Raw genomic sequence first — 24,083 nt, forward strand, 5'->3', positions numbered from 1 at the left:
GAAGAGCAGCCCTCCAGATACTCCCGAGTGTCTCACCCGTTCTAAAACCGCGCAACGCCGCCAGATCGGCTGGTTTCGGCTGATGAAAGTCCGCTGAGACAGCTTGACTGTTCAGATAAGTCGCCGAACAAGTCAAGACGCTGGAGATCGAAAACGGCCGCGTAGAGTTGCGCGCGGTGACAGGCCCCGATTATGGGCGGATTTTCGACCACGAACTGGTGGAGGCCGTTCAGAAGATCGCAGGCAACGGCACCGGCGACACGCGTTGGAAAGTTCCCGGAGTGCTCGACTGGTCCACGGGCGTCTACAATCCCAATGTCGCTGTCTCGCAGGATACGACGACGCTCTATGCGTCCGATCGCGACGTTTTCATCTTCCTTGTCGACGATCTGAATCCGATCGAAGCAGGCCGACTACCCAATGGTGATCCTGATCTCTTCTTCAGGGGATTTTACTGCTGGAACTCCGAAGTCGGGGCACGAACTCTCGGAATCGCAAGCTTCTACCTGCGCGCAGTGTGCCAGAATCGCAATTTGTGGGGCGTCGAGGATTTTGAGGAAATCACCATCCGGCATTCCAAGTACGCTGCGTCGCGGTTCGCTCTCGAGGCCGAACCGGCACTGATCCGGTTCGCTGAATCCTCGCCCATGCCATTCATCAACGGGATCAAGTCGGCGCGGGAACGTCTTGTCGCGCGCGATGATGATGACCGGACCACCTTTCTGCGCAAACGGGGCTTCTCGAAGGCCGAGACCACGAAGATCATCGACGCTGTGCTCGCCGAAGAGGGCCGCCCCCCTGCTTCGATCTTCGATTTTGTGCAGGGCATCACCCGGGTGGCGCGCGACAAACACCACCAGGATGTGCGGCTTGATATGGAGCAAAAGGCCAAGAAGCTTCTCGACCTCGCCCATTGATCTGCCAAGAGCCTTGCGCCTCGCCGGCTCCCAGACCGGCGAGGTCCATGCCAGGCCGGGAGGCAGAGGGGGGAGGGGAGGGTTTCCGATGGGTTTGGAGGTTCGGGGAGAGGCTCCGGGCCGCCCGTCATGGAGACCCTGACCATGGCAAAGAGCGCCATTCAGAAGATCGCAATGAACCCCTCGGAGAATATTGCCTACGACAAGCTTGTGCTGTCGCAGGAGAATGTCCGCCGCGTAAAGGACGGCGTCACCGTCGAGCAGCTCGCCGAGGACATTGGGCGGCGTAAGCTCTTGCAGAGCCTGAACGTCCGTCCCGTGCTCGACGGAAACGGAGAGGAGACCGGCATCTTTGAGGTGCCCGCCGGCGGGCGCCGCTATCTCGCGCTCGGCATTCTCGTCAAGCAGAAACGCTTGGCGAAGAACGAGCCGATCCCCTGCATCGTCAATCGCAGCGGAACGACATCGGCCGAAGAGGACTCGCTTGCCGAGAACGTGCATCGCGAGAATCTTCATCCGCTCGACCAGTTCCGGGCGTTCAAGACACTGAAGGAGCAGGGCCTCGACGTCGAGGAGATCGCCGCGCGCTTCTTCGTGTCGGCCGCGACCGTCAAACAGCGGCTGAGGCTCGCCTCGGTTTCGCCAAAACTGCTCGAACGCTACGAGAAGGATGAAATCCGCCTTGAGCAAATCATGGCGTTCTCGATTTCCGACGACCATGCCCGGCAGGAGCAGGTCTGGGAGCGCATCTCCAACAACTCGAACATGCAGGAGCCCTACTACATCAGGCGCCTGCTGACGGAAACTACGGTGCGTGCCGACGATCGCCGAGCGATCTATGTCGGCGCCGAGCCCTACGAGGCCGCGAGCGGCGTCATCCTGCGCGACCTGTTCGAGCAGGATTCCGGTGGCTGGTTCCAGGATGCAGCTCTCCTCGAGAAACTGGTCTTCGAGAAGCTGAAAGTCGATGCCGAGACCGTTCGTAGCGACGGCTGGAAGTGGGTCGAGGCCGCGATCAGCTTTCCCTATGGCCACACCTCCGGCATGCGGCGTGTCTACGCCGAGCCGGCGGAGATGAGTACCGAGGAGATCGCCCGCTACGATGCGGTGAAGGCCGAGTATGATGCGCTCGACGCGAAGTATGCGGAGATGGAGGACGCCGACCAGGACATCGAGGACAAGCTCGATCAGCTCGGCGCCGAACTCGACGCATTTAGCGATCGCCCGCAAGACTATGACCCAGCGCAAAAGGGTCTCGCCGGCGCGTTTGTCACGCTCAGCGCCAACGGCCAGCTGCAGATCGAAGCCGGCTTTGTCCGCCCCGAGGACGAACCGCGGATCGAGACGGGTGATGACGATGGAGAGGGCGGGGGCGGGGATCGCGACCCGTCGCAGTCCGACGAGGACAGCGCCGATGGCGTCGTCGTCAACGGCCGGTCCACGAACGGTGGATCCGACACGGCCGAGGAGCCCGAGGATGAAGGCATCAAGCCTCTACCCGAACGGCTCGTCTTCGATCTCACAGCGCATAAGACGCTTGCGCTGCGCAACGCGCTCGCGAGTGACGTCGACATCGCCTTCGTCACGGTTCTCCATGCTCTCGTGCTGCAGGTGTTCTATCGGTTCGCCAAGGACAGCTGCCTCGAGATCAACATGGTGAGCAATAGCTTTGGCCAGGTCCAGGGTCTCGCCGAGACCCCTTGGGCGAAGGAAGTCGCCGAGCGTCACGAGGCCTGGGAACGGGATATGCCGGACAGCGACAAGCTGTGGGAATACCTGCTCGGTCTTGACGAAGCGAGCCGTAAGGCACTCTTCGCCCACTGCGCGTCACTCTCACTCAACGCCGTAGTCGAGCCCTGGAACAAGCGGCCCGGCGCGCTAGCCCATGCCGACGCACTCGCTGCCACGCTCAGCTTCGACATGGTCGAGGCTGGCTGGTCGCCAACGGTGGACAACTATCTCGGCCGCGTCACCAAGGCCCGGATCGTTCAGGCTGTGCGCGAAGCGCGCGGTGAGGATTCCGCGCAGCTGATCGACCACATGAAGAAAGACTTGATGGCACGTGAGGCCGCTCGTCTTCTCGAAGGGTCGAACTGGCTGCCGGAGCCGCTGCGCCTCTATGGCGACGACGCAGTTGGTGAAGTCACCGAAGCCGTTACCGACGATGTGACAAACGAGAGGGCTCTCGACGGCGATGCCGCCGAACTGCCGGCCTTCCTCGCCGACGATACCGGCACGTCCCCCGATGAACCGGTGACCGTCGCCGGTGAGGAACCCGATCATCTCCAGGCCGCCGAGTAATCGGCCTTCCGCTCACCATCCGGCCCGGCATCTCCGCCGGGCCTTTTTTCATTTTCCGACATGGAGACATACGCATGTCCGCACATACAATTTACGATTGCGCCTCTCTGGGGAGCGTCATCCGCTATACCGACGAGACACCGAAGCCGCCGGTCCGCTTCAGAAAGAAGCTTTCTGCCTGGGAAGGCCGCAACGGCACCGGGCGACTGGTCAAGAAAGAGCCGCCGCGGTCGCGGGCGACCTACAGCTCGCCGGCGTGTTTCACCCTGCATGAAGGCGATTTCGGTCAGGGCGGCATCATTGTCGTCGCGATCCGCCGCACCTGGTCCGTCGAAAGCGATCTGCGTTTCGAGATCGTCGAGCGGCCCGCGATCGGCATGATCCGCGTCCTGCAGGACATCGGCGACAGCCCGGAACTCCTGCATCTCGCCAGGGATCGCGAGGCTGCCGAAAGCTGGCTCGCCAGCAATCGTTACAGCCGGGCCTATCTCGAGGAGGTCTCCGCCGACGAGGTTGGCGCCGACGTCATTGAGGGCCGCGCGGCCGCCTGACTCCCTCACCGTATAGATCAACCGATGACAGGCCCGCGATCGCGCAAGCGCTCGCCGGGCCTGTTCCGTTTCATGGAGATCGACATGTTCGACTGGAACAGGAGCTGCTCCTACGACGAGCAGCAGAAGAGACGTTTTCACACCACAGCCCGTTCACGGCTGAAGAAACTTGCCGCCGAATTGGCGCTTCCGCCCGGCAGCTTCGAAATCCGCTCAAACAGGGCGGGCATCGCCGTCTCCGGCGAAATCACCCTGCACCATGACCGGGCGTACATTCAGGTCGGCCAGTTCGGGCTGTCCTCGGGCCATGGCATTCTGATCCGGACCTGCAAGGGCTTCAAGGACTATACCGGCGGGGCCAACCACTTCGTCGCTCTCGGCATGCTTGACGACATTCCGGCGCTCGCCGCGGCTGTCCGCGCCATCACCGGCGTGGGCCGAGACGATGCGCTTCCGGCCAGCCGGTACGCAGCCTGAATCTGACCGACGAGGACGACAGCCGGCGCTGTCAACGCCCACGGTCATCCGCGCCACCCGCATTGCGATCAACATCCCATTCACCCCGAGCCCGGCCATCGCGCCGGGCTCCTTCGGTCCAGGTCGCGCCGCGCGCCGTCGACCTGCGCTCAGGAGAACCGCCATGACCTCACCCCCACCTTTCCGGAAAGTGTTCGACGGCGTCGCAACACGCGAGCAGATGTTCCGGCTTTTCAACCGGCACGCAGACACGCCGGGTATCGATCCCATCTCCGGCACGCCCTATACGGGGGAATATTTCGAGATCGCCGCCGAGCAACACCACTTCATGCTTGCGCTGCTTCCGCCGCTGTTCCAGCGAACCGGCATGTTCGGCATGTCCGAATTCAAGGCTGGCAATGTCACCAGCGTGTTTTTCGTGATCAGGATCCGCGGCCGCGAACGGTGGTTCCACGGCTTCTGCGACCTCTCCGACAAACGCAGTCCGGACGCCATGCGCGCGGCCATTATCGCCCACGAGACGGGCGCCGTCGACAGCATGACGCGCGAGGAAAAGCTCGAGGCGATCTGGTCCGCCACCCATGCCGACTTCAAAGGCATCGCCGGCGAGGCAAACCCGGACGCCTGGCCCGTCGAACATCACGGCAAGCGGATCATCCTTGTTTACGCCGTCGGGCAGGGCACCACCCTCAAGCTCCTGGAGGACCTCTCCGACGAAGAGATCGACAACCGAATGCAGAACGTCCGCGCATGGTCGAGGAGAGGAGGGGCGAGCGATGCGGAGCCATCATAAACAGTCCCCGACGGCCAAACACACCTGGGAGGCGCACTCAACCTATACCGCCAGCCTTGGGGTTCCCGATCGCCGCCAATACCGGCGCACGCCGCCGGGCTCCCCGACCGTCGCCGACCTGGTCAAGCCCGGCGACACGGTTTCGACCTCCTACAGCACTGCCGGCCTCGTGATCGAGGTGAAGGAATACTTCTATGCCCCGCCGACTGGCCAGACATTGTCGCATTTCACCATCGTCTATGTCCCGCCCGATCGCGCTGCAAAATACCGCGATTGCGATCGTCACTTGATCAACGAGTGCGTCGCCTTCGGCGACCGTATCTTGAAGCTGTTCGAGGCCAATACGGACGAAGTCTTCGTCGTTGACCGAACCTGAATAGTCCTTCGAGACATCTCGCTCCACATCGCAAGAGCGAGAGCGGGGCCGGGAGGAGCGCGGCCCGGCCGGGGCACAGAGAGTGCCGGCGGGGCAGGTACTCTCTCCCGCGAAGGACATCTCCATGAACATCGTCACGACCACATCGACCGTCGCCCGGACTGTCGTTCCCCTTGCCGCGCCAGCATCCGCCGGCATTAACACCGCCCCGGCGATTCACCAGGCGGCAGCGTCGCTCCTGCCCTTTCTCGAACAGGGCAAGCCCATCAGCACCGCAGCACTACGCACGGCCATGACCGACAGCTTCGGCGGCACCGACGCACAAGGCTTCTGGGTCTGGAAGGACGCCTATGAAGCGCTCGAAGCCGCCTTGGTCCTGTTTCTGCGCCGCTTCGGGCCGGCGATCCTGTCCCGGTCGGCCTCGCCCGCGGCGACACTGGCGATGATGAGGCGCATCGCCGAACTTGTTCCCACTCACACGCGCCGCTCCGACGAGAGCCAGGCCATGCAGCAACTGTCGACGCCGCTGCCACTCGCTTTCCTCACCGCTCACGCAGCCGCGATTTGCTCTTCGGATCGTGTTCTCGAACCCTCGGCCGGCACCGGCCTTCTGGCCGTCCATGCCGAGATCGCCCGCGCCTCGCTCGTGCTCAATGAGCTCGCCGCTACGCGCGCCGATCTGATCGGCCTGCTGTTTCCGCGCGCCCCCGTCTCCCGGCACGACGCAGGTCATATCGATGATCACCTCGATCCCACCATCGCGCCTTCGGTCGTGCTGATGAACCCGCCCTTCAGCGTCGGCGCATATGTCGACGGCCATGTCGCCGACGCCGCATGGCGGCATCTGTCTTCTGCCTTTGCTCGTCTACACGCCGGCGGCCGCCTTGTTGCCATCACCGGCACCAGCCTTTCTCCTGAAAACCCCAAATGGCGGCCGGCATTCGAGCGGCTTCAGCAGCAGGGCAGGGTCGTCTTCACCGCCGCAATCGACGGCCGTGTCTATGCCCGCCATGGGACGACGGCCGAAACCCGTCTGACGATCATCGACAAGATCCCTGCGAGTGACCCGACCGGATTCGTTACGTCGCCGGGTAAGGCTTTGGACGTCGAGACGCTGCTCGCCTGGATCTCCGGCCTGCCGCCCCGGACACCGGGCGGCTTTCCAGATTCGATCGGTGCCCTGTCGAATGGCGTCCTGCGCAATGCCGCCAAGAAGATGGCGGCGCGATCAGCCGATCGCGCCGCACCCGCCGCACCTACGGCGTCCGTTGCTAAGATCGGCCGGTTGGCCCGTCCGGTTGCCCGGGCGAAGCCCACCCGTCCGGCCATGCCAGCCGACACGCCTGCCGTTCCCCTTGCCTATGAGCTGCGCGACTGGATGCCCGAGGAGGGCGGCCCGCTCACCGATACGATCTACGAGCCCTATGCGCTGCAATCGATCCACATGCCGCGCGCCAAGCCCCATCCGACGCCGCTGGTCCAGTCGGCCGCTATGGCTGCTGTCGCGCCGCCGAAGCCGTCCTACCGGCCACTTCTGCCTGACGCCATTGTCGATGAAGGCCTGCTATCAGACGCCCAGCTCGAAAGCGTTATCTATGCCGGCGAGGCACATTCCGGCCATCTCGCCGGGAACTGGACGGTCGACGAGACCTTCGACGTCGTTTCGGCTGCGCCAGAAGATGCTGAAAACGCCGTACGCTTCCGTCGTGGATGGTTCTTGGGCGACGGCACCGGGTGCGGCAAAGGACGCCAGGTCGCTGGCATCATCCTCGACAACTGGCTGCAGGGCCGCCGGCGCGCGATCTGGATCTCCAAGTCGGACAAGCTGCTCGAAGATGCACAACGCGACTGGGCAGCACTTGGCCAGGAGCGTCTCCTCGTCCAGCCGCTCTCGCGCTATCGGCAGGGCACACCGATCCGCCTTGCCGAAGGCATCCTGTTCACGACCTATGCGACGCTACGCTCGCAGGAACGCGACGGCAAGAAGTCCCGCATCGCCCAGATTATCGACTGGGTGAAACAAGAGGCGGGAAGGACCGCAAGTCCGACAGGGATTGAAGAAAACCAGACGGGCAGAGCGGAGGGCTCGCCGGGGACAAAAAAGTCATTTGATGGCGTCATCGTCTTCGATGAGGCCCATGCCATGGCCAACGCAGCCGGCGGCAAAGGCGAGCGCGGCGACGTAACGCCCTCGCAACAGGGCAAGGCCGGACTGCGGCTGCAGCATGCGCTTCCCGACGCCCGTATCGTCTATGTTTCTGCGACCGGCGCGACCGCGGTGGAGAATCTGGCATATGCCCAGCGCCTCGGCATCTGGGGAAGCGAGGATTTTCCATTCGCCAACCGCGCCGAGTTCGTCGCGGCGATCGAGGATGGCGGCGTCGCCGCGATGGAAGTGCTCGCCCGCGACCTCAAGTCGCTCGGGCTCTACACCTCGCGCTCGCTCTCCTATGACGGTGTCGAGTACGATCTGCTCGAGCACGAGCTGACCGAGGAGCAGATCCGCATCTACAATTCTTATGCGGACGCCTTCCAGGTCATCCACAACAATTTGACCGCCGCGCTCGAGGCGACCAACATCACCAGCGAAACCGGCACGCTGAACCGCAATGCCAAATCGGCTGCGCGCTCGGCCTTCGAGAGCACCAAGCAGCGCTTTTTCTCGCATCTGATCACCTCGATGATGACGCCGACGCTGATCGGCGCGATCGAGCGGGACGGTGCCGACGGTCATTCGGCGGTGGTGCAGATCGTCTCCACCGGCGAGGCGCTGATGGAGCGGAGGCTGGCCGAGATTCCGACCGAGGAATGGTCCGACCTGCATGTCGACGTCACGCCGCGCGAGTATGTCGGCGGGTATCTGATGCATTCCTTCCCGACCCAGCTCTTCGAGGAATATTCGGACGCGGAAGGGAACGTCTATTCGCGGCCCGTCCACGACGTTGACGGCAATCCCGTCCAATGCCGTGAAGCGGTGCGCCGGCGCGACGAATTGATCGAGAAGCTCGGCTCCCTGCCGCCGGTCGGCAGCGCGCTCGACCAGATCATCCACCACTTCGGCACGGATGTCGTCGCCGAGGTAACGGGCCGCTCCCGGCGCATCGTAAGAAAAACCGGCCGCGACGGCATCGACCGGCTTGCAGTCGAAAACCGACCTGGCTCAGCCAATCTCGCCGAAACCCAGGCCTTCATGGGTGACGACAAGAATATCCTAGTCTTCAGCGACGCCGGTGGGACCGGCCGCTCCTACCACGCTGATCTCGGAGCAAGGAATCAGCGGCTGCGGAAGCACTATCTGCTGGAGGCTGGATGGCGTGCCGACAACGCCATCCAGGGGCTCGGACGAACCCACCGCACCAATCAGGCGCAGCCACCGCTGTTCCGGCCGATGGCCGCGAACGTCAAGGCGGGAAAGCGCTTTCTTTCGACGATCGCGCGCCGGCTCGACACGCTGGGCGCGATCACACGCGGCCAGCGCCAGACTGGCGGGGCTGGGCTGTTCCGGTCCGAGGACAATCTGGAAAGCCCCTATGCTCGTGCGGCGCTCCGCCAATTCTACTGGCTGCTGCATCAGGGCAAGATCGAGGGCTGCTCGCTTGCGACGTTCGAGGCTGTAACCGGCCTGTCGCTGACCACCGACGAGGGCGGTCTTCGCGACGAGTTGCCGCCGATCACGACCTGGCTGAACCGGCTGCTGGCGCTACGCATTGAAACCCAGAACCTTTTGTTCGAGGTGTTCGAGCAACTGATGACGGCGAAGATCGACGGCGCCATCGCTGCCGGCAACTACGACAAGGGCCTTGAGACGATCACTGCGGAGAGCATCGTCGTCACCGATCGGCGCACCGTCTACACCCATCCAGTCTCCGCCGCGCAGTCGCATGTGCTGACCGTCGCGCGAAAGGACCGCATCCGGCCTCTTGGCCTGGTCGACGCGCTGGCCATCGCCCGCGCCGAGCCGCAATCGGCACTGTTGGTCAACACGCGTTCGAACCGTGCGGCGGTCCAGCTGCCGACCGCGAGCCTGATGCTTGACGACGGCGCGATAGAGCATCGCGTGCGTCTGTTGCGGCCGACCGACGAACTGCGTTTCGGTCTCGATGCCCTCGCCGAGACCCATTGGGAGCCGGCCGACCGGAAGCTGTTCTGCGAGCTCTGGCAAGCGGAGGTGGCCGCGGTTCCGGAGTTCAGCACCAGCAGCTTCCACATCGTCACCGGATTGCTTCTGCCGATCTGGCGGCGCCTGCCAGATCATGACTGCCAAGTCTACCGCATCCAGACCGACGCAGGCGAACGCATCATCGGCCGCCACATCGCGCCGACGCTGGTTGCGACCATGTTGCGTAACCTCGGGATCGACAATGTGCCGACGCTCGCAGCGGACGAGGCATGGACCGGGCTGCTCGAAGGACGGATCGGCTTGCAGCTTGCCGACGGCCTGGTCCTGCGTCGCAGCCGGGTCATGAACGACTATCGCGTCGAGCTGATCGGCTTCACCGATGCGATGGTGCCGCGGCTGAAGGCGCTGGGTCTGATTTCGGAAATCATCTCCTGGAAGCTGCGCCTGTTCATCCCGACCGGCGCCGGCGGCTCCGCCATGCTCGCCTCGCTCCTCGACCGCCATACGCTGGTCGGGGTCACCGACCGGTCGTCAGCGGCCTGAGCAGGGGAGGCGACCATGTCCGGCTCGGCCTCCGAGCTGGCGCGCCGCTTGGGCGAACATGCCGAGACGGTGTGCCGCGAATATCTCTCCAACGGCTATCGCTCCGGCAACCACTGGATCGTTGGCGACGTCCGCAACACGCGCGGCCGTTCCATGCATGTGCGGCTGAGGGCCAATGCCAAGGGTCCTGCGGGGAAGTGGGTCGATGAGCAAAGCGGGGAACATGGCGATCTGCTCGATGTCATCGAAGCGAGCTGCGGCCTCACCGAGTTCCGCGATGTCGCGGACGAGGCACGTCGCTTTCTTGCCCTGCCGCGACCCGAAACCGTACGCACAGAGCGCGAGGCCGCCGCGACACGCGGCTCGCCCGACGCCGCCCGTCGCCTCTTCGCCATGTCGCAGCCAATCGCCGGCACCCTTGCCGATCGCTATCTTGCCGGCCGCGGCATCCTGCTTGGCCCGCAGGAGCGATGCCTGCGCTTCCATCCCGGCTGCTACTATCGGGATCTCCTGACGGGCGAGACGCTCGCGCTTCCCGCCCTGATCGCCGCAGTCACCGGCCTCGACGGGCAGATCACCGGCCTGCAGCGCACCTGGCTTGATCCTTCGGGCACGGGCAAGGCGCCGCTCGCCGATCCGCGCCGCTCGCTCGGTCACCTGCTTGGCAACGGCATCTGGCTCGGACTTGATCCCAGCGCCCCGGTCCCCGTCATGGCCGCGGGCGAGGGTTTCGAGACAATGGCGTCGCTCCGCACGGTCATGCCGGCGCTGCCGGTCGCCGCCGCCACCTCGGCCAACCACCTCGCCGGCCTGTCCTTCCCGCCTGGCTGCCGTCGCCTCTACATCGCGGCCGATGCCGACGCTGCCGGCCGCCACGGCATCGAGCGTCTCAGCCAGCGCGCAGGCGAGGCCGGGATCCTCGCGCTGGCGTTACGGCCGCAGCTAGGCGACTTCAACGACGATCTGCGCCATCTCGGCCCGGCTTCTGTCGCCGCGTGCCTACGGGACCAGCTCATCCCGGACGACGCGCGTCTCTTCCTGCCGCTCGGCTGACCGGCCAAATCGGCAAGTTGGCCGGCAGGCGGGCAGGGCGGCGTCATCGGAAACACTCGCAGCCATAGCGGTAGTCCGGCGGAGAGGCCGCGCCCGCGGCCTGCCTGAGAGGCGATCCCTGCCACCCCCCGGTCACGGCCGCAACGGCTGCGCCGTCCTCCGCTGACACTCCGGCCTTCGGTGCGGCCGCGCCCGGGGCGCGGCCGGGTTTCGCTGTCAGGCCGCGATGGGCGCGGCCACAACCGACGGAGACCCGCCATGACCTACGAGCTTCCCTTCGACGACGCCTACGAGCCCTACCACGCCTCCTCGCCGACCGATCGTGTCATCCTCGAGCTGCAGATGTACGGCCACCGCCCGCATCAGGACGAGCCCGATCCCCGCCCGCTGCCCGACGACGAGGTGATCCGGGCCGGCCTCGCCGGGATCGTCGAGACCTTCGCCGGCATGCTCGGCGACACCAGGCTCGAACCCGATCTCGACGATCTGCTCTGGTCCTTCACCAACGTCTTCCACCGTGCCGCCGAACGCGTCGCCCGCAGCCTCGACCGCAACGAGGAGGCGCAGCGGTCGAGCCAGAACGAGCAGGACGGCTCCGAGGTGAAGTCTGTCGAGCTGGAACGCCTCACCGCCGAAGGCATCACCTATATCGAGCGCCGCAACGTGCTGGAAATCATGCGCGACGAAGCGGCCGACCTCTACGAGGCTGAGACCGGCTCGGCATGGCGGCCGCGCACCGGTTCCAAGGTCTCCCATCAGGCGATGACGGCGGCGGTGATCGACTCCCGGGACTTCCTCGCCGCCCGCCGTCGCGCCGACACCGAGGTGCTGGTCCCGGCCGGCACCAAGATCGCCTTTGCCGGCGGTCTCGACTGCAACGAGCACGACCGGATCTGGGACGCGCTCGACAAGGCCCGCGAGAAGCACGCGGACATGGTCCTGCTGCACGGCGGCAGCCCGCGCGGCGCCGAGCGGATTGCCGCTTGCTGGGCCGAAAGCCGCAAGGTCACGCAGATCGCCTTCAAGCCGGACTGGAACCGGCACGCGAAAGCGGCTCCGTTCCGCCGCAACGACCAGCTTCTGTCGGTGATGCCCTACGGACTGATCGTCTTCCCCGGCTCCGGTATCACCGACAATCTGGCCGACAAGGCCCGCCGCCTCGGAATCCCCGTCTGGCGGTTCACGGAGGGTGGCGCGTGAGCGCCGCCTTGATTTCCCGCGTCGAAGAACCCGACCGTCCGCGGTCGGTTTCTTCGTGTGCATACTTCCGTCCGGCCTGCCGAATTCGGGGCGGTGGCCGGGCCGGCAAGTCCGTCAGGTACGCGAGCGGTTCGATTGTTCTCCGATCCGGGCGCGCCGGCCTGCGGCCGGCCGGGCTCTACTCGCGGCGTACCGCCGCTCCCCGAGCCGGCTACGCCGTCTCGGCCTTCGGTGACGATCCCTCACGCGCGAGAGGGAGAGGAGAGCCGGACCGGGGCGGTTGATTTGAGAGAAAGGAAAGCGACCATGGCGATGATATTCCTTGGCGGCTCGCGCGACATCTACGAACTGCCGGTCCCCACAATCGAACGGATCAGCGCGATCGTCGCGGCCGAGCACGGCGTGCTGATTGGCGACGCTCCGGGGGCCGATGCCGAGATGCAGGGCCTGCTCGCCGGCTACAATTACGAGCATGTCGGCGTCTTTCATGCCGGGCCGCAACCGCAGAACAATCTCGGTGACTGGGCCGCCTATCATGTCCCACCACCGCACGGCGCAAAAGGCTTTGCCGTTCACGCCGGGAAGGACCGCGAGCTGGCCCGGCGCGCCGATTTCGGGCTGATGGTCTGGGACGGCGCATCGCCCGGCACCTGCCTCAACGTGTTGCGCCTGGCCGTGATCGGCAGCCCATGCGTCGTCTACGACGCGCTGCGCGGCACGGTAGCGACCGTCCACAACACCGCGGACTGGCGCGCCATGCTCGACCATGCCGGCCCGGACGTTCGCAGCGCCGTCGAAGCCCGCATGACGGCGGACGAGCGCCTCGTACTAGAGAGCTGATCGCGACCGGGCGGCGCCGGCCGCCCCCCTTGATCCGGCCAAAGACCGACGCCGGCGCCTGTGCTGGCCGAGGCGATCGTCTGCGGGCCTCCTTTCGAAGCCGGTCCCTTGCGGACCCGTCTTTCGCGGCCCGCCGGCAACCTCAGGGACACCCGCCTGTCCTGTCGCGCCAAGGGCAGGGCAGTTGCGGATCAGGGCGCGCAAACTCGGCTGTCGTGCTTGATCGCGGACCACATCGCCGGTGTTGGAGCAGAGCACCACCACCCTGCCGCGACCGCGAAACCCGGCGCGTGACGGAAGCCGGGGCAGGGGATCACCTCGCGGGGGTAAGAGTGGCACGGTGACGAAGGGGCAGATCCGCAGGGCGGCAAACGCATACCCGCAGCCCCCGCGTCCGGCGTGAAGGACCTGCGATGGTGGCCGGAGGCATCGCCTTCGCTCACATCCGTACCATTCCCGTGGTTATGTCGCCTTTGTAGTGGACCGCCTGCTTTTGCGGTCAACCCCCGTTGGGGGTACGCTCGACAAAAATTCAGGAAAATTCGATTTCAGTTTTTGTTTGCGGGCAGGCGAAGAGCCTGCCCGCGGCTTTTCGCAACTAGAATTTTCCAGAATTTATGCCGAGTGACCGCAGCAGGACGGCCCTCTCCAGCGGCGCCATCGGGAATGGTCCCGATGCAACCGAAGGAGAAGTACCATGGCCACCACGATCGCAAACCTCACCGCCAAGGCCGACGGCTCGATGGAAGGCGTGTTCGCCACGCTGCGGGTCAACGCCCCGATCACCCTGATCCCGAACACCAACAAGTCCCGCGAGGACGCTCCCGACTACCGCATCGTCAACAAGCGCACGGGTTTCGAGATCGGAGCCGGCTGGCATCGCGTCTCCCAGCGGTCGGGCGAGGAATACCTCTCGGTCAAGCTGGAAGCCCCCGAGATCGGCGTGATCTTCGGCAACCTCGCACCCGCCCCCGGCGGCGACGAGAACAAGAAGGTGATCCTCTGGAACAACCCGCAGTGAACCGCAGCAAGCCGGCCCCGCAAGGGGCCGGCTCTCATTGTGTTCCACAACGATCAGGAGGCTTTCGATGAGCCGCTACACCATCACCGTCACCAGCGACGGCCGCTCCGACGAGGACGCCGTCATCGGCTACGATCCGCCGCTGCGCACCTTCTTCCTGCAGGCGTTCCCGGACGAGAGCGGAGATGATCTCGCGCTTTGGCTCGGCACCAGCGACCGCGAATATGAAACGGTCGACGCCCTGCACGCGGCGGGGCGAGCCAAGGGCTTCGACTTCATGCCACTACCCGATAGCGTCGCGTTGTCGCTCGCCGACGACCTTGCAAAGGAGGCCGATCGGCCTCGACACGACGGTCCGCCCGCCGCGTTGATGCGGCATCTGCAGTCCGACTAGCCGCTCGCCCAAAAGAAAAGACCCGCGCCGGATTTCTATCCGGCGCGGGCCTTTTTCGTGCTTGTCCGGACGCCTCGCGAACGTCATTCGACCCCGGGCGCATCGTGATACCCGCGTCGTCTCTTCGCTTGTTCGAGCGCAAGACGGGCAGCGGCGGCCGCGGCCTCCTGCGCGAAGAGATCGATGCGGGTTCGGCCGCGCCTGCCGATCCGACCCCATTCGCGCACGAGGCAGATGTCACCGAATAGGCCCGGTGACGCCGACAGGCGATAAAACCGCGCCATATTGCGGGCAGGGTCGATGCGGTGGAGATGGACAATTTCGTGCTTTGGCATGTGACGATTGTCGCCAGGCCATCGTTCTCGGTCCAACGCCTTTTGTGAATCGGTCGCCCGTTATCGATTCACACGGCTGATGAATCGTCAAACGGTCTTCACTGACATCATCGTGGACCATCCAGTGCGTCGCAGTCCTGGGTCGGTCACGCAAAGGGATGGGCGAACCACCTGCGGCGGCCGGGCTCTACTCGCGTCGCGTCGCGCCGCTCACGGAGCCCGCTTGCGCGGTCTCCGCCTTCGGTAACGATCCCTTTCGCGATGCGCAAGGAACCGGATCGACCGGTCCCTTGCGCAACGAGGGGCAACCCCTCGCGCTCCCCGCCGGCTGGTCGCCGGAGATGGTCGCGTCCCCTGGCGGGGACGCGGGTCTATCTCTCTGACGTCCCAGTCTACTGGCCGCTCACATCGCCTCAAGGACTGCGCGGCCCCTCCAATTTTCAGCCGTCGCCCTGAAGAAGCGCGTCGTCAGAAAATCGGTTCCTCCGCTTGCCGCCTCCGGCGGTCGCTTCGCGATCCTTGACCCGATGCTCGACTTGCCCGTCGGCGGCCTCCGTCATCAAGATGAAGGAGACCATGACATGGCACACAACACTCTCATGCTTATCGCGCAGCTGTCCGGCCTGCGCATCCTCGTCCTCGCCAACCGCTTTGGTTGCGACACCGATCTGGCCCGAAGCGTCCACGATACGCTCGCTGTGAAGCTCGCCGAAATGATCGATGCGCAGCGCAAGATCCTCGCCGCCGACCGGGCGCTTATCGCAGCGCGTGGCACCGAGGACGAAGAGGACGCCTTCTACGACCAGCACCACTACCAGACGGCCTGGTACGAGACATGGCTGATCGAGCCGGTCGCGCTTCTCGACGATTATCTGGTCGACGATCTCAGCCGTGAATATTTCGACTTCCGCACCGGAGAGTGGCATCACCGAGACGGCGAGGTGCCGATCGCGGTGCCGGTCCCGGCCGAAAAGCTCTGTGGTCTCGCCACGATCATCGCTGAGATCGAGGATATCACCGGTGCGCGGTTCAGCGTCGACAATGTCTACTACAGCGAAGTCGAGGCCGAGGCCGCGTGGTGGGAAAACACCGGCGCGGATCCGGACGAGTTCTTCGCAATGAAAGAAGCTGGCCGCGACTGACGGCATGAGATCGAGGCGGTGCCAGCCGCCTCGATCTTTTCATGTCTCGCAATCGTCACGCAGGCACGCGACATCCCATGGCACATGAATTTCGCTCTTGTTGCCCCAAAGGGCCGGATCGACCGGCAAGTGACGCAAGGCGAGGGCATGCCCCTCGCGCTCTCAGCCGCCCTGTCACCTCTTCGCCGATTTCGACGGCGCGTCATTCGAATCGTCCGGTGACAATTCCTCGACAAGCATGAGCAGGTTCTGCGCCGTAGCCGCCGGCAGGTCGAGGATGCGCTTCACGAGCTTGTTCTTGACCGCCGCCTCCTCCTGGCTGTCGCCAAAAAACTGCGGGGCCGCCGCATAGATCGCCTCGATCGGCGAGAAGTCGAGAAGTTCGGCGAGATGTAACAGCCGCGTCACCCTGAGCTTGGCGCCCGCGCGCTCATGCCGCGCATAGATCTCCTGATGGATCCCGATCATCATGCCGACCTGCTCGCGGTTGAGGTTCTGCGCGTCGCGATGCTCCCGAAGATAGCGGCTCAGCTCCTCCTCCATCTCCAGAAGGCTGCGAACACCGTTGAAGCCAGGCTTGCGCCAGATCGGCTTGTCGACCTCGGAGTCGGTCGTTTCGACAAGCCCGTGCCTGTCGATGTAAGTCTGAACGTCCTTGATGGCCATCTGCCTGGCTCGACCCGAATTCAGTTGCCCCAGCCCCGTCAAAAGAGACGGGAAACACCCCGAAATGGCTCAAGATTGCCCAAAAACAGAGCCAAAACGATAGTGTTCCTAGCAGGGAATCGGACTCGATTTCAACTCGCCCTTCGATCTAGCCGCTTTCGCCTCAATAGCCGTTCGTGTCGAGATACTGCCGGATAGCCTTTTCCATGATCGCCTGCATGGAGGTGTCCATGTTGAAGGACGCCAGCTTCAGCCGCCGCTTGGTGTCGCGATCCAGGTTGACGTTGACGAAATGGCTCGCTCCTTGCATCCGCGCGCGCTTCATCTGGCGCAGCGCCTTGCTCGCCCCCGTCTGCACCGTCCCCTCTTTCAAACTTTCGTTGCTCGTCGAACCCGGTGTCGCGGCAGGCTCGCGGGGCTGTTCCGTGTCCGCAATTGAGGGACGTTCGGATGTCGCCATACGCTGCCTGCGCGGCGCGGTGGCGAATTCATCGAGCGACAGGGTTTCCTTGCCGCTCATGCCGCACGCCCCGCCGCCACCTCGCCCGTGAGCAGTGCGTCGACTTCCTGCACCAGCGCCTGCGTCTCCCGCCGCGCCTTGGCGATCGCCTCCGTCACTTCCTGCATTTGAAGCGTACCTATGCCGTTGTGGATGTCCTTGTAGACATTGCGCTCGAACACCTCGGTGCGGAACAGATAGGTCCCCACCTTGTCCTCGATGATCGGCCTGATCTTCCGGTAGAGTTCCGTGTGCCGGACGGTCACGGTGATGCGGGTGCGCAGCACACCGTGCCGGCATTCCCGCCCGAGTGCGTCGTTGACGCGCACCACGGTCTCAAAACTGTCGATGGCGCCCAGCACCTCGCGCTTCGAAGGCTGGATCGGCGAGATGACGAGATCGGCCGCGGCGATGACCGGATCGACGATCGAGGTATCTTCACCCGGCGTATCGATCAGCACGTAATCGAACGTACGGGCGTTATCGCCCATCCAGCGTTCGAGCCCCCGTGCCGTCTTGTGGCTGTAGACCTCGATACCTTCAGGCTGAGAATCCTTCTCCTGAGAATCCGTCCACCACTTCATCAGATTGTTGCGGGCATCCATGTCGATCATGGCGACGCTGTCGCCACGGAGCGCATATTCGCCGGCGATGTTCATCAGCGCGGTGGTCTTGCCCGCGCCTCCTTTGCCATTGATGGCGGCGATCACGACGGTCATCGGCTCATCTCCACAAAAATGTGTTTCTACTCACACACGAATCCGTTTCCGTGTGGACGTGGATTCACATCGATATAGAAACACACGAACATGGAAAAATGCAATCATATAGATATGAAAAAATGCGTCATACGGCGTAATATGGTAAAAATCCATGCCCTTTAGGTTGGCAGGATACGGAAAACTGTGATACATTTTTCCTGACGATCGAGGGACAGGCCCTCGATCCGCGGCCTGCGGCCGCAACCACCACGATTAAAGGTGTGGCTGGCGATGGTTCACAGCACGTCCCAAGCGTCGAAACGGAAGGAGAAGGTGGTCCATATCCGCTTCTCGCCTGCCGAGTACGATGCGCTGGAGACGGCCGCTAGCGCAGCCGGGATGACCGTTTCCGCGTTTGTCCGATCCCTATCGATGGAGGGCGCCGGCGTGCGGCCGTTCCTCGGGGAAGGGGATCGCCTGATGCTCGGCCTGCTCGCCGACGGCATGCGTGCGATCGGCGGCAACCTCAACCAGATTGCCAGGGCCATCAACACCGGCACGGTGCCCACCGAGGGCGACCTCACTGGCAGTATCAAAGACGCGCACAGCGTTGCGACCACGCTCGCATCCGAGCTGGCTCAGATGACACGGCGGTCGGCGGCTGCCCGACGCGGGGAGGGTGCCTGATGGAATTCTTTCCCGGCGCCTTCGAACGGGAGTGGGAGCGGCGGCGCGCCATGCTGCTGCATGAACTGCAGCTCGGCCAGTCGGAAAAGAGCGACTGGGACGAGCCGCGAAGGGGAGGGGTGGCGCGGATTGGCGATGAGGGGCTGGGCGGCTTTGGCCAGGCGCGGCGACGGCAGGGCGGAAGCGGAGCACGAGGGTCGCGTGATGCCGCGGGAGCGGCCGGCCGCTCGATGCGGACGCGCTTCGGTGCGCTGGCGCGCGGCAGTCAGCCTGCCGTGGTCAAGCTGGCATCCTATGGTGGCGGCGCACGTGCCGGCGCGATGATGAGCTATTCGTCTCGAGGCGGGGAAGTCGCGGTCGAGAATGAGCGCGGCGAGCGCGTGCTGGGCAAGGATGCGCTCACCGAACAGCGGGCAGAGTGGGAGCATCTCTTCGACAATCGCACCGCCAGCCGCGATCTCGGCGTGTTCCATGTCTCGGTCGAGATCGCATCACTGCGCGATGACGTGGACGAGGATGGCCAATTGCGCGAGATCCTGCGCTCGGGGTTTGGTGATCGCCGCTTCGTCTATACCGCGCGGGAGCGATCTCCGGGGGATCTCCATGTCTCCGGCGTCGTGGTACTGCGCGATGGAGAGGGCGAGCGCCTGACTGGCGACCGGAAGGCTGCCGGGATCGTCCAGCAGCGCTTTGATGATTCCGACGCCGGCCGGGATGTCGAAGCTTGGTTTCGATTCCATGGGTACGGCAATGGAGTTGAATGGGGCACGGCGCGCGTTCGCGAGGTAGTTGCTGGAGCGGAGGGAGAGGTCCGGGACGACACTGGCAAGCTGATCGGCGACGCCACGCAGGCCTGCGACCTCGTTCAGAAGGAATGGCGTCGGGAATTGCATAGCCGCAAGGGCAGGGACGTCATGCACCTGATCGTCTCGGCACGGGCCGGCACAGATGGGGCGGCCTTCGAAGCTGCCGTGCGCGAGTTCCTCGGCGGACAGTTCGATGGGCATCGCTACGTGTTTGCCGTGCACGATCCGGCGCTCGATCCAAAGGAGATGGCTGAGGGGGGCAAGCGACCACACATTCATGCCCATGCGATCGTCACCATGCGGTCCGAGACCGGGGACCGTATCGTCACCAGTCCGCAGATGTTCCGGGAATGGCGCGCCGCCATGGCCGAGAAGGCGCGCGAGCAGGGCATCGACATGGAGCTGACCGATCGTCGCGAGTTTGCCAGCGCACCGGCGTATACGCGCAACCAGGTCCGGCCGGTCAGCTATCGCGGCCGCACCGAACACGAAGGCACGAGTTCAGCCGCGCACAGCCGCTATCGGGCCAAGCGCTCGAACGACATTGACCTCGCGAACACCGACCGCAGCCGGCAGTACGCGGCGACAGCGGCCGAGGCCTGGAGTGATCTTGCCAATGAGGCGGGGGGCTCGGGAGAGGGCGCCTTCGCAATGCGTCAGAGCCATCGTCTGGAACAATCGATGGAGAACACTCAAAATGAGCGTGTTTTCGTAGATAGGGCAAAGGAACCTGTAAAAAACATAACCAATATGATAGAGTTGACCGAGTTCGTGAACGGTGAGGATGGACAGATGCGAGAGATGACGCGTCCGGAGTTCGAGGCCTACGAAAATCGTGTGGAAGCGGTCCTTTCGTCCGTGGAGCAGACGCTCGATGATATGGATCGCGCCGACTTCGACGAGATCGCTGCGGCAGCGCGCGAAGTGGTCGACATCCGCCGGGAATACCTCGAGTTCACCGAGCGCCAGGTTGACCGCGAGGGCGGGCAGGAGCATCGCGGCTCGCTCGACGATCGGTCTGAAGATCCCAATGCTCAGTGGAATGCGGCCGTGGCGCGGTTGGGACTGGAGGCGGTGGAAACAGCGAACGAGGTTCTTGTTGAGGTCAGTCACTATCGGGAGGGGCTTGCGCGGATCGAAGCAGGTGAGCTGCCGCAATCCTACATGGTGAGCTATCGGGCAGGCCTCGACCGGGAAATCAACCGGGCGGCAGATTTGGCTGTCAATGGCGACAACCAATATATGCGCGAAGCCGCGAAATCGGATCAAGACCTGCGGCGTGTGATCGATCAGATCGAGCTGGCCGCGGCCGATCGTGCGCGAAGCGACAGGGATGAAGACAGGGATCAGAGGGTCGATTCAATCGACGCCGGCACAAGCCGCCGGACCGACGGCGCGCTTGGCGGGTTCCAGGGTGCCGAGGCCGAGCAACGTCGGGATCCGGGTCGGGAGGACCGTTCTGCGCCGGAGCACGAGGACCAGAGCATCGAGCAGCAGGCGACAGTGCCGTCCGAGCAACGAACTAGGCATCCCGACAATCGAGCTGTCGAAAAGAAGCCCGCCCTCGACGCGGAGCTTGCCAGATCGGATCCGCCGCAGCAGCATGTACCCCGTCTTCGTCAGATCGAGCTGGAACTCGAGGAGCGACAGGACCGCGATCGCGAGGATCGCGAAAGATAGGAATGGTCATGAAGAACGACAACTGGGCATACAAGTATGGTCCTCCTCCCGAGGATCTGTCTGAAAAAGACAGCGGCTGGCCAGGGACTTGGCTCTTGCTTGCCTTTTTGGTGATAGCTCCACTCATCTATTTCGGTCCCGAGCTTGGCAGCATCGAAGCGTGGATTGTCGATCTCTATCGTATGGCAGATCGTTGGATGGCTCCCATCAGAGAGCTCGTGTTCGGCTAGAAGCGCGACGACAACCAATGAAAATGACGCGCGAGCAGTTACACGATCTGGTCTGGTCGATGCCCATGACGAAGATTGCCCGGCAATCCGGCGTGCGCGACCAACACATCGCCAGGGCTTGTGACGGCGCGGAAGTATCACGTCCTCGCGCTGGCTACTGGCGGAAGGTCGAGAACGGAAAAAGCGTGACCCGCATGGCTCTCACCAATGATCGTTATGCGGCAAGCGACGTCGTCACGATCAACGCATCGGGCTGGACAATCTCGTAGCCATAGCCGGAACACTTCGCCGCGACGTCTCGCGCCTGATCGTCACCTTTGTGCCAATGCCCGAATAAGGGTTCGAAACGCTGCGCGTACCTTGCGATCCTCGATCCTTGCCAACGCCTGCGCAATCACGATGTTGTTCCCATGGATGAACGGTTGCTCGGGCTCGTCGATCTGAGGGCCGACCCCCTCGATGAAGAACGACATCGGTGCGTTCAGTGCGGCGGCTGCTCGCACCAACATGGTCACAGCCATGCGGTTCGTCCCGCGCTCATACTTCTGGATCTGCTGAAAGCTGACGCCGAGGAGTGCCCCCAGCTTCCGCTGGCTCAGCCCGAGCGATTGGCGTCGGGCGCACAGACGGCGCCCCACGATGACATCCACGGGATCACGACCGTCTTCGCTTTCTCGCGGGACGGTCTGGGATCGGCGGTGGCGGATCGATGAAGAAGTCGGTTGGGGCAACGTCGAGGATCTCTGCCAACTTCTCCAGCATGTCGACGGTGGGAGAATGGACTTCACGCTCCAGATGGCCGACATAGGTTCGATACAGGCCGGCTTGCGCGGCCAATTCCTCCTGCGACATGCCTTTGCCGTAACGCATCCGTCGTAGGTTTTGCGCTACCACCGTCCTCAGCTTCATAGCCGAGACGGAACAGAATGCGCAGTAAACAGCGACGCAGTATAATGAGTGTTTGCGGGGAATCCACTGGGTTGTGACCTGCGTGGTGGCCTCGATGCCTTGGATACGAATCGGTCGCTACATCACTTTAAATCGGACGGGACGTGCGTTAAAGATGGACGCATGGCTGACGCGACATCGCCGCGCAAACTCATTGATCGGAAGATTCGCCCGCTTGTCGAAGCGGCGCTGGAGGATACCCGCGCTGTCCTGATCATTGGCCCGCGTCAGGCCGGAAAATCAACCTTAGCCAGGCAATTTTCCGGAGCGGCCCGACCGTATATCACTCTCGATGATGCCAGCGCCTTAAGCGCTGCACGCGCCGATCCCGTGGGCTTCGTCAGAGGTATCGACCGCGCGGTCATTGACGAGGTCCAGCGCGCGCCAGAACTCATGCTAGCGATCAAGGAGAGCGTCGACCGAGACGATGCACCCGGTCGGTTTCTTCTGACCGGTTCGGCCAATATCGCCACGGTGCCGGCGATCGCGGATTCCCTCGCCGGTAGGATGGCGACGATCTCGCTCTTGCCGTTTGCCCAATCGGAGGTCCGCTCAACGCCAGGACGTCTGCTGGACCGCCTATACGCAGGTGATGACCTGGCCGTTACGGGCGATGTGGTGCTCGGCGACGAACTGATCGCCCTCGTTCTCGGCGGCGGATATCCGGAGGCCTTACGGCGAACGAGCCAGGCGCGCCGCACCGCCTGGCTCGAAGACTATGTGACCCAAATCCTCGATCGGGATGTCCGGGATATCGCCAATATTGATCAGCTCGATCGTTTGCCGCGACTTCTCGCGGTTCTCGCGGAGCACGCTGGTCAGCTCGTCAACCATTCCAGTTTCGGCGCCGCTCTCGGCCTGTCGAGCGTGACGGCACAGAAGTATGTGGCTATCCTCGAGCGCCTTTTCCTGGTCCGGACCTTGGCGCCGTGGTCGAGCAACCGGCTGAGCCGCCTCATCAAGACGCCGAAATTGCATTTTCTCGACAGCGGGCTACTTGCGACATTGCGCGAGGATGAGCAAGGAACGCTGCAGCAGGATCGAACGCGCTTCGGCGCCCTTCTCGAAACCTTCGTCGTGTCGGAACTCCTTAAGCTCGCATCGTGGTCGGAGCGACGCGTCTCCTTCTCGCACTACCGGACCAAGGACCAGGACGAGGTCGATGTCGTCATCGAAGATCGTCGCGGGAGGATCATCGGAATCGAGGTAAAGGCCAGCGCGACGGTGCGGGCGCAGGATTTTCGCGGGCTTCGTCAGCTGCAGGAAGCGGTAGGCAACCGTTTCGTGCGTGGACTCGTACTCCATGACCATGATCGCGTGACGCCGTTTGGCGAAAAGCTGCAGGCCGCGCCGTTGTCACTTCTCTGGTCAACGTGAAGTCGCATAATTTAGTTTATGGAACTAAGTGATTGATCCTAAAGGATAATATACCGTTCGACTATTGCTCGTCAATGGCAAGATCGGCAAGTCGAATAAGTTCATTGCGGTCCGCGACACCGCGCTGGTAGGCGAGCACAAGCGCTCTTGCGATGGCATCGGCCACCTCACTCGATCGAGCCACACCGCGTCGTTCAAGGATGGTGTCGAAACAGCTTTGGAGATCATCGATCTCGGCCGGCTCAAACACCTTGATACCGGGAACGTTCCGCATGGCTCCTTCCTCTCTGTCTAAGCGCTCATATGGGGATTGTTCTCGGCCGACCAAACTCAATGGGTCGTCGCAAATGGACCAGGTCAACGCTTCCCACGAGAGGACGGAGCCGCTGTCCTCATCCTGACCGAACTGCCGACGACGCAGGCGGC

The 24,083-nt window shown here is 63.7% G+C and carries 24 protein-coding genes and 1 pseudogene; 18 read left to right on the forward strand and 7 right to left on the reverse strand.

From position 1 onward, the window contains the following. Positions 1–122: 122 nt before the first annotated feature. The 12 genes and pseudogenes from EET67_RS17565 to EET67_RS17620 all read left to right on the forward strand — a co-directional run. Positions 123–917 (forward strand): annotated as a pseudogene (locus EET67_RS17565) (DUF932 domain-containing protein); the annotation flags it as partial. A 144-nt stretch (positions 918–1,061) separates the two neighbouring features. Then, entirely contained in the window at positions 1,062–3,218 is a 2,157-nt protein-coding gene (locus EET67_RS17570) for a ParB/RepB/Spo0J family partition protein (RefSeq protein WP_128627512.1), read from the forward strand. Between the two features lie 74 nt (positions 3,219–3,292). After that, positions 3,293–3,769: a hypothetical protein gene (locus EET67_RS17575; protein ID WP_128627513.1), complete on the forward strand. Its 477-nt coding sequence runs from the start codon at positions 3,293–3,295 to the stop codon at positions 3,767–3,769. Positions 3,770–3,793: 24 nt separating this feature from the next. Continuing rightward, complete coding sequence (locus EET67_RS17580; protein ID WP_245451000.1) at positions 3,794–4,246, forward strand: hypothetical protein; 453 nt, start codon at positions 3,794–3,796, stop codon at positions 4,244–4,246. 163 nt (positions 4,247–4,409) lie between these two features. After that, positions 4,410–5,039, forward strand: a complete 630-nt coding sequence (locus tag EET67_RS17585; RefSeq protein WP_128627630.1) for a DUF1419 domain-containing protein — start codon at positions 4,410–4,412, stop codon at positions 5,037–5,039. Then, positions 5,023–5,415 carry a hypothetical protein gene (locus EET67_RS17590; RefSeq protein WP_128627514.1) on the forward strand — a complete coding sequence of 131 codons (393 nt, stop codon included), beginning with the start codon at positions 5,023–5,025 and terminating at the stop codon, positions 5,413–5,415. Before EET67_RS17585 ends, EET67_RS17590 begins: the two co-directional genes overlap by 17 nt. A gap of 124 nt (positions 5,416–5,539) precedes the next feature. Continuing rightward, positions 5,540–10,078: a strawberry notch family protein gene (locus tag EET67_RS17595; protein ID WP_128627515.1), complete on the forward strand. Its 4,539-nt coding sequence runs from the start codon at positions 5,540–5,542 to the stop codon at positions 10,076–10,078. A gap of 15 nt (positions 10,079–10,093) precedes the next feature. Next, positions 10,094–11,131, forward strand: coding sequence for a DUF7146 domain-containing protein (locus tag EET67_RS17600; protein ID WP_128627516.1), 1,038 nt, complete (start codon positions 10,094–10,096; stop codon positions 11,129–11,131). A gap of 258 nt (positions 11,132–11,389) precedes the next feature. After that, positions 11,390–12,331 carry a DUF2493 domain-containing protein gene (locus tag EET67_RS17605; RefSeq protein WP_128627517.1) on the forward strand — a complete coding sequence of 314 codons (942 nt, stop codon included), beginning with the start codon at positions 11,390–11,392 and terminating at the stop codon, positions 12,329–12,331. A 306-nt stretch (positions 12,332–12,637) separates the two neighbouring features. Beyond that, a complete protein-coding gene (locus tag EET67_RS17610) occupies positions 12,638–13,171 on the forward strand; it encodes a hypothetical protein (RefSeq protein WP_128627518.1) in 534 nt (177 codons plus the stop codon). 697 nt (positions 13,172–13,868) lie between these two features. Continuing rightward, the gene (locus EET67_RS17615; RefSeq protein WP_128627519.1) at positions 13,869–14,192 is read left to right on the forward strand and encodes a DUF736 domain-containing protein; all 324 of its coding nucleotides are present in this window, start codon (positions 13,869–13,871) and stop codon (positions 14,190–14,192) included. Between the two features lie 67 nt (positions 14,193–14,259). Continuing rightward, positions 14,260–14,586, forward strand: a complete 327-nt coding sequence (locus EET67_RS17620; RefSeq protein WP_128627520.1) for a hypothetical protein — start codon at positions 14,260–14,262, stop codon at positions 14,584–14,586. Between the two features lie 83 nt (positions 14,587–14,669). On the opposite strand, the gene EET67_RS17625 is transcribed toward EET67_RS17620, so the two are convergent. After that, positions 14,670–14,921 carry a WGR domain-containing protein gene (locus EET67_RS17625; protein WP_128627521.1) on the reverse strand — a complete coding sequence of 84 codons (252 nt, stop codon included), beginning with the start codon at positions 14,919–14,921 and terminating at the stop codon, positions 14,670–14,672. A gap of 581 nt (positions 14,922–15,502) precedes the next feature. Here EET67_RS17625 and EET67_RS17630 point away from each other — a divergent pair. After that, positions 15,503–16,063, forward strand: coding sequence for a hypothetical protein (locus EET67_RS17630; RefSeq protein WP_128627522.1), 561 nt, complete (start codon positions 15,503–15,505; stop codon positions 16,061–16,063). A gap of 174 nt (positions 16,064–16,237) precedes the next feature. On the opposite strand, the gene EET67_RS17635 is transcribed toward EET67_RS17630, so the two are convergent. The 3 genes from EET67_RS17635 to EET67_RS17645 form a co-directional block, all read right to left on the reverse strand. Next, positions 16,238–16,729: a helix-turn-helix domain-containing protein gene (locus EET67_RS17635; protein WP_128627523.1), complete on the reverse strand. Its 492-nt coding sequence runs from the start codon at positions 16,727–16,729 to the stop codon at positions 16,238–16,240. Positions 16,730–16,892: 163 nt separating this feature from the next. Continuing rightward, positions 16,893–17,249 (reverse strand): hypothetical protein, encoded by a 357-nt coding sequence (locus tag EET67_RS17640; protein ID WP_128627524.1) that lies wholly within the window; start codon positions 17,247–17,249, stop codon positions 16,893–16,895. Further along, positions 17,246–17,947 carry a ParA family protein gene (locus EET67_RS17645; protein ID WP_128627525.1) on the reverse strand — a complete coding sequence of 234 codons (702 nt, stop codon included), beginning with the start codon at positions 17,945–17,947 and terminating at the stop codon, positions 17,246–17,248. Before EET67_RS17645 ends, EET67_RS17640 begins: the two co-directional genes overlap by 4 nt. Positions 17,948–18,262: 315 nt before the next feature. On the opposite strand from EET67_RS17645, the gene EET67_RS17650 reads away from it, so the two are divergent. From EET67_RS17650 to EET67_RS17665, 4 genes are all read left to right on the forward strand, one after another. Continuing rightward, positions 18,263–18,616: a plasmid mobilization protein gene (locus tag EET67_RS17650; RefSeq protein ID WP_245451002.1), complete on the forward strand. Its 354-nt coding sequence runs from the start codon at positions 18,263–18,265 to the stop codon at positions 18,614–18,616. A 275-nt stretch (positions 18,617–18,891) separates the two neighbouring features. Then, positions 18,892–21,102: a relaxase/mobilization nuclease domain-containing protein gene (locus tag EET67_RS17655; RefSeq protein WP_245451004.1), complete on the forward strand. Its 2,211-nt coding sequence runs from the start codon at positions 18,892–18,894 to the stop codon at positions 21,100–21,102. Positions 21,103–21,110: 8 nt separating this feature from the next. After that, positions 21,111–21,332: a hypothetical protein gene (locus EET67_RS17660; protein WP_128627528.1), complete on the forward strand. Its 222-nt coding sequence runs from the start codon at positions 21,111–21,113 to the stop codon at positions 21,330–21,332. Between the two features lie 17 nt (positions 21,333–21,349). Continuing rightward, positions 21,350–21,601: a hypothetical protein gene (locus tag EET67_RS17665; RefSeq protein WP_128627529.1), complete on the forward strand. Its 252-nt coding sequence runs from the start codon at positions 21,350–21,352 to the stop codon at positions 21,599–21,601. 42 nt (positions 21,602–21,643) lie between these two features. Here EET67_RS17665 and EET67_RS17670 read toward each other — a convergent pair whose 3' ends face one another. Next, positions 21,644–21,982 (reverse strand): helix-turn-helix domain-containing protein, encoded by a 339-nt coding sequence (locus EET67_RS17670; protein WP_165899944.1) that lies wholly within the window; start codon positions 21,980–21,982, stop codon positions 21,644–21,646. Positions 21,983–21,986: 4 nt separating this feature from the next. Next, on the reverse strand, positions 21,987–22,241 hold the full coding sequence (locus EET67_RS17675) for a helix-turn-helix domain-containing protein (RefSeq protein ID WP_128627531.1): 255 nt from the start codon (positions 22,239–22,241) through the stop codon (positions 21,987–21,989). Positions 22,242–22,403: 162 nt separating this feature from the next. Here EET67_RS17675 and EET67_RS17680 point away from each other — a divergent pair, with 162 nt between their 5' ends. Further along, complete coding sequence (locus tag EET67_RS17680) at positions 22,404–23,657, forward strand: ATP-binding protein (protein WP_128627532.1); 1,254 nt, start codon at positions 22,404–22,406, stop codon at positions 23,655–23,657. A 61-nt stretch (positions 23,658–23,718) separates the two neighbouring features. Here EET67_RS17680 and EET67_RS17685 read toward each other — a convergent pair whose 3' ends face one another. Beyond that, on the reverse strand, positions 23,719–23,931 hold the full coding sequence (locus tag EET67_RS17685) for a hypothetical protein (protein WP_128627533.1): 213 nt from the start codon (positions 23,929–23,931) through the stop codon (positions 23,719–23,721). Positions 23,932–24,083 lie beyond the last annotated feature (152 nt).

The sequence above is a fragment of the Borborobacter arsenicus genome, from assembly GCF_003934165.1.
Classification (GTDB): Bacteria; Pseudomonadota; Alphaproteobacteria; order Rhizobiales; family Rhizobiaceae; genus Pseudaminobacter; species Pseudaminobacter arsenicus.

Bases quoted from the DNA above. Each gene is read 5' to 3' on its own strand.
- EET67_RS17570 (WP_128627512.1), top strand. From the start codon at position 1,062: ATGGCAAAGAGCGCCATTCAGAAGATCGCAATGAACCCCTCGGAGAAT.
- EET67_RS17575 (WP_128627513.1), top strand. From the start codon at position 3,293: ATGTCCGCACATACAATTTACGATTGCGCCTCTCTGGGGAGCGTCATC.
- EET67_RS17580 (WP_245451000.1), top strand. From the start codon at position 3,794: ATGACAGGCCCGCGATCGCGCAAGCGCTCGCCGGGCCTGTTCCGTTTC.
- EET67_RS17585 (WP_128627630.1), top strand. From the start codon at position 4,410: ATGACCTCACCCCCACCTTTCCGGAAAGTGTTCGACGGCGTCGCAACA.
- EET67_RS17590 (WP_128627514.1), top strand. From the start codon at position 5,023: ATGCGGAGCCATCATAAACAGTCCCCGACGGCCAAACACACCTGGGAG.
- EET67_RS17595 (WP_128627515.1), top strand. From the start codon at position 5,540: ATGAACATCGTCACGACCACATCGACCGTCGCCCGGACTGTCGTTCCC.
- EET67_RS17600 (WP_128627516.1), top strand. From the start codon at position 10,094: ATGTCCGGCTCGGCCTCCGAGCTGGCGCGCCGCTTGGGCGAACATGCC.
- EET67_RS17605 (WP_128627517.1), top strand. From the start codon at position 11,390: ATGACCTACGAGCTTCCCTTCGACGACGCCTACGAGCCCTACCACGCC.
- EET67_RS17610 (WP_128627518.1), top strand. From the start codon at position 12,638: ATGGCGATGATATTCCTTGGCGGCTCGCGCGACATCTACGAACTGCCG.
- EET67_RS17615 (WP_128627519.1), top strand. From the start codon at position 13,869: ATGGCCACCACGATCGCAAACCTCACCGCCAAGGCCGACGGCTCGATG.
- EET67_RS17620 (WP_128627520.1), top strand. From the start codon at position 14,260: ATGAGCCGCTACACCATCACCGTCACCAGCGACGGCCGCTCCGACGAG.
- EET67_RS17625 (WP_128627521.1), bottom strand. From the start codon at position 14,921: ATGCCAAAGCACGAAATTGTCCATCTCCACCGCATCGACCCTGCCCGC.
- EET67_RS17630 (WP_128627522.1), top strand. From the start codon at position 15,503: ATGGCACACAACACTCTCATGCTTATCGCGCAGCTGTCCGGCCTGCGC.
- EET67_RS17635 (WP_128627523.1), bottom strand. From the start codon at position 16,729: ATGGCCATCAAGGACGTTCAGACTTACATCGACAGGCACGGGCTTGTC.
- EET67_RS17640 (WP_128627524.1), bottom strand. From the start codon at position 17,249: ATGAGCGGCAAGGAAACCCTGTCGCTCGATGAATTCGCCACCGCGCCG.
- EET67_RS17645 (WP_128627525.1), bottom strand. From the start codon at position 17,947: ATGACCGTCGTGATCGCCGCCATCAATGGCAAAGGAGGCGCGGGCAAG.
- EET67_RS17660 (WP_128627528.1), top strand. From the start codon at position 21,111: ATGAAGAACGACAACTGGGCATACAAGTATGGTCCTCCTCCCGAGGAT.
- EET67_RS17665 (WP_128627529.1), top strand. From the start codon at position 21,350: ATGAAAATGACGCGCGAGCAGTTACACGATCTGGTCTGGTCGATGCCC.
- EET67_RS17675 (WP_128627531.1), bottom strand. From the start codon at position 22,241: ATGAAGCTGAGGACGGTGGTAGCGCAAAACCTACGACGGATGCGTTAC.
- EET67_RS17680 (WP_128627532.1), top strand. From the start codon at position 22,404: ATGGCTGACGCGACATCGCCGCGCAAACTCATTGATCGGAAGATTCGC.
- EET67_RS17685 (WP_128627533.1), bottom strand. From the start codon at position 23,931: ATGCGGAACGTTCCCGGTATCAAGGTGTTTGAGCCGGCCGAGATCGAT.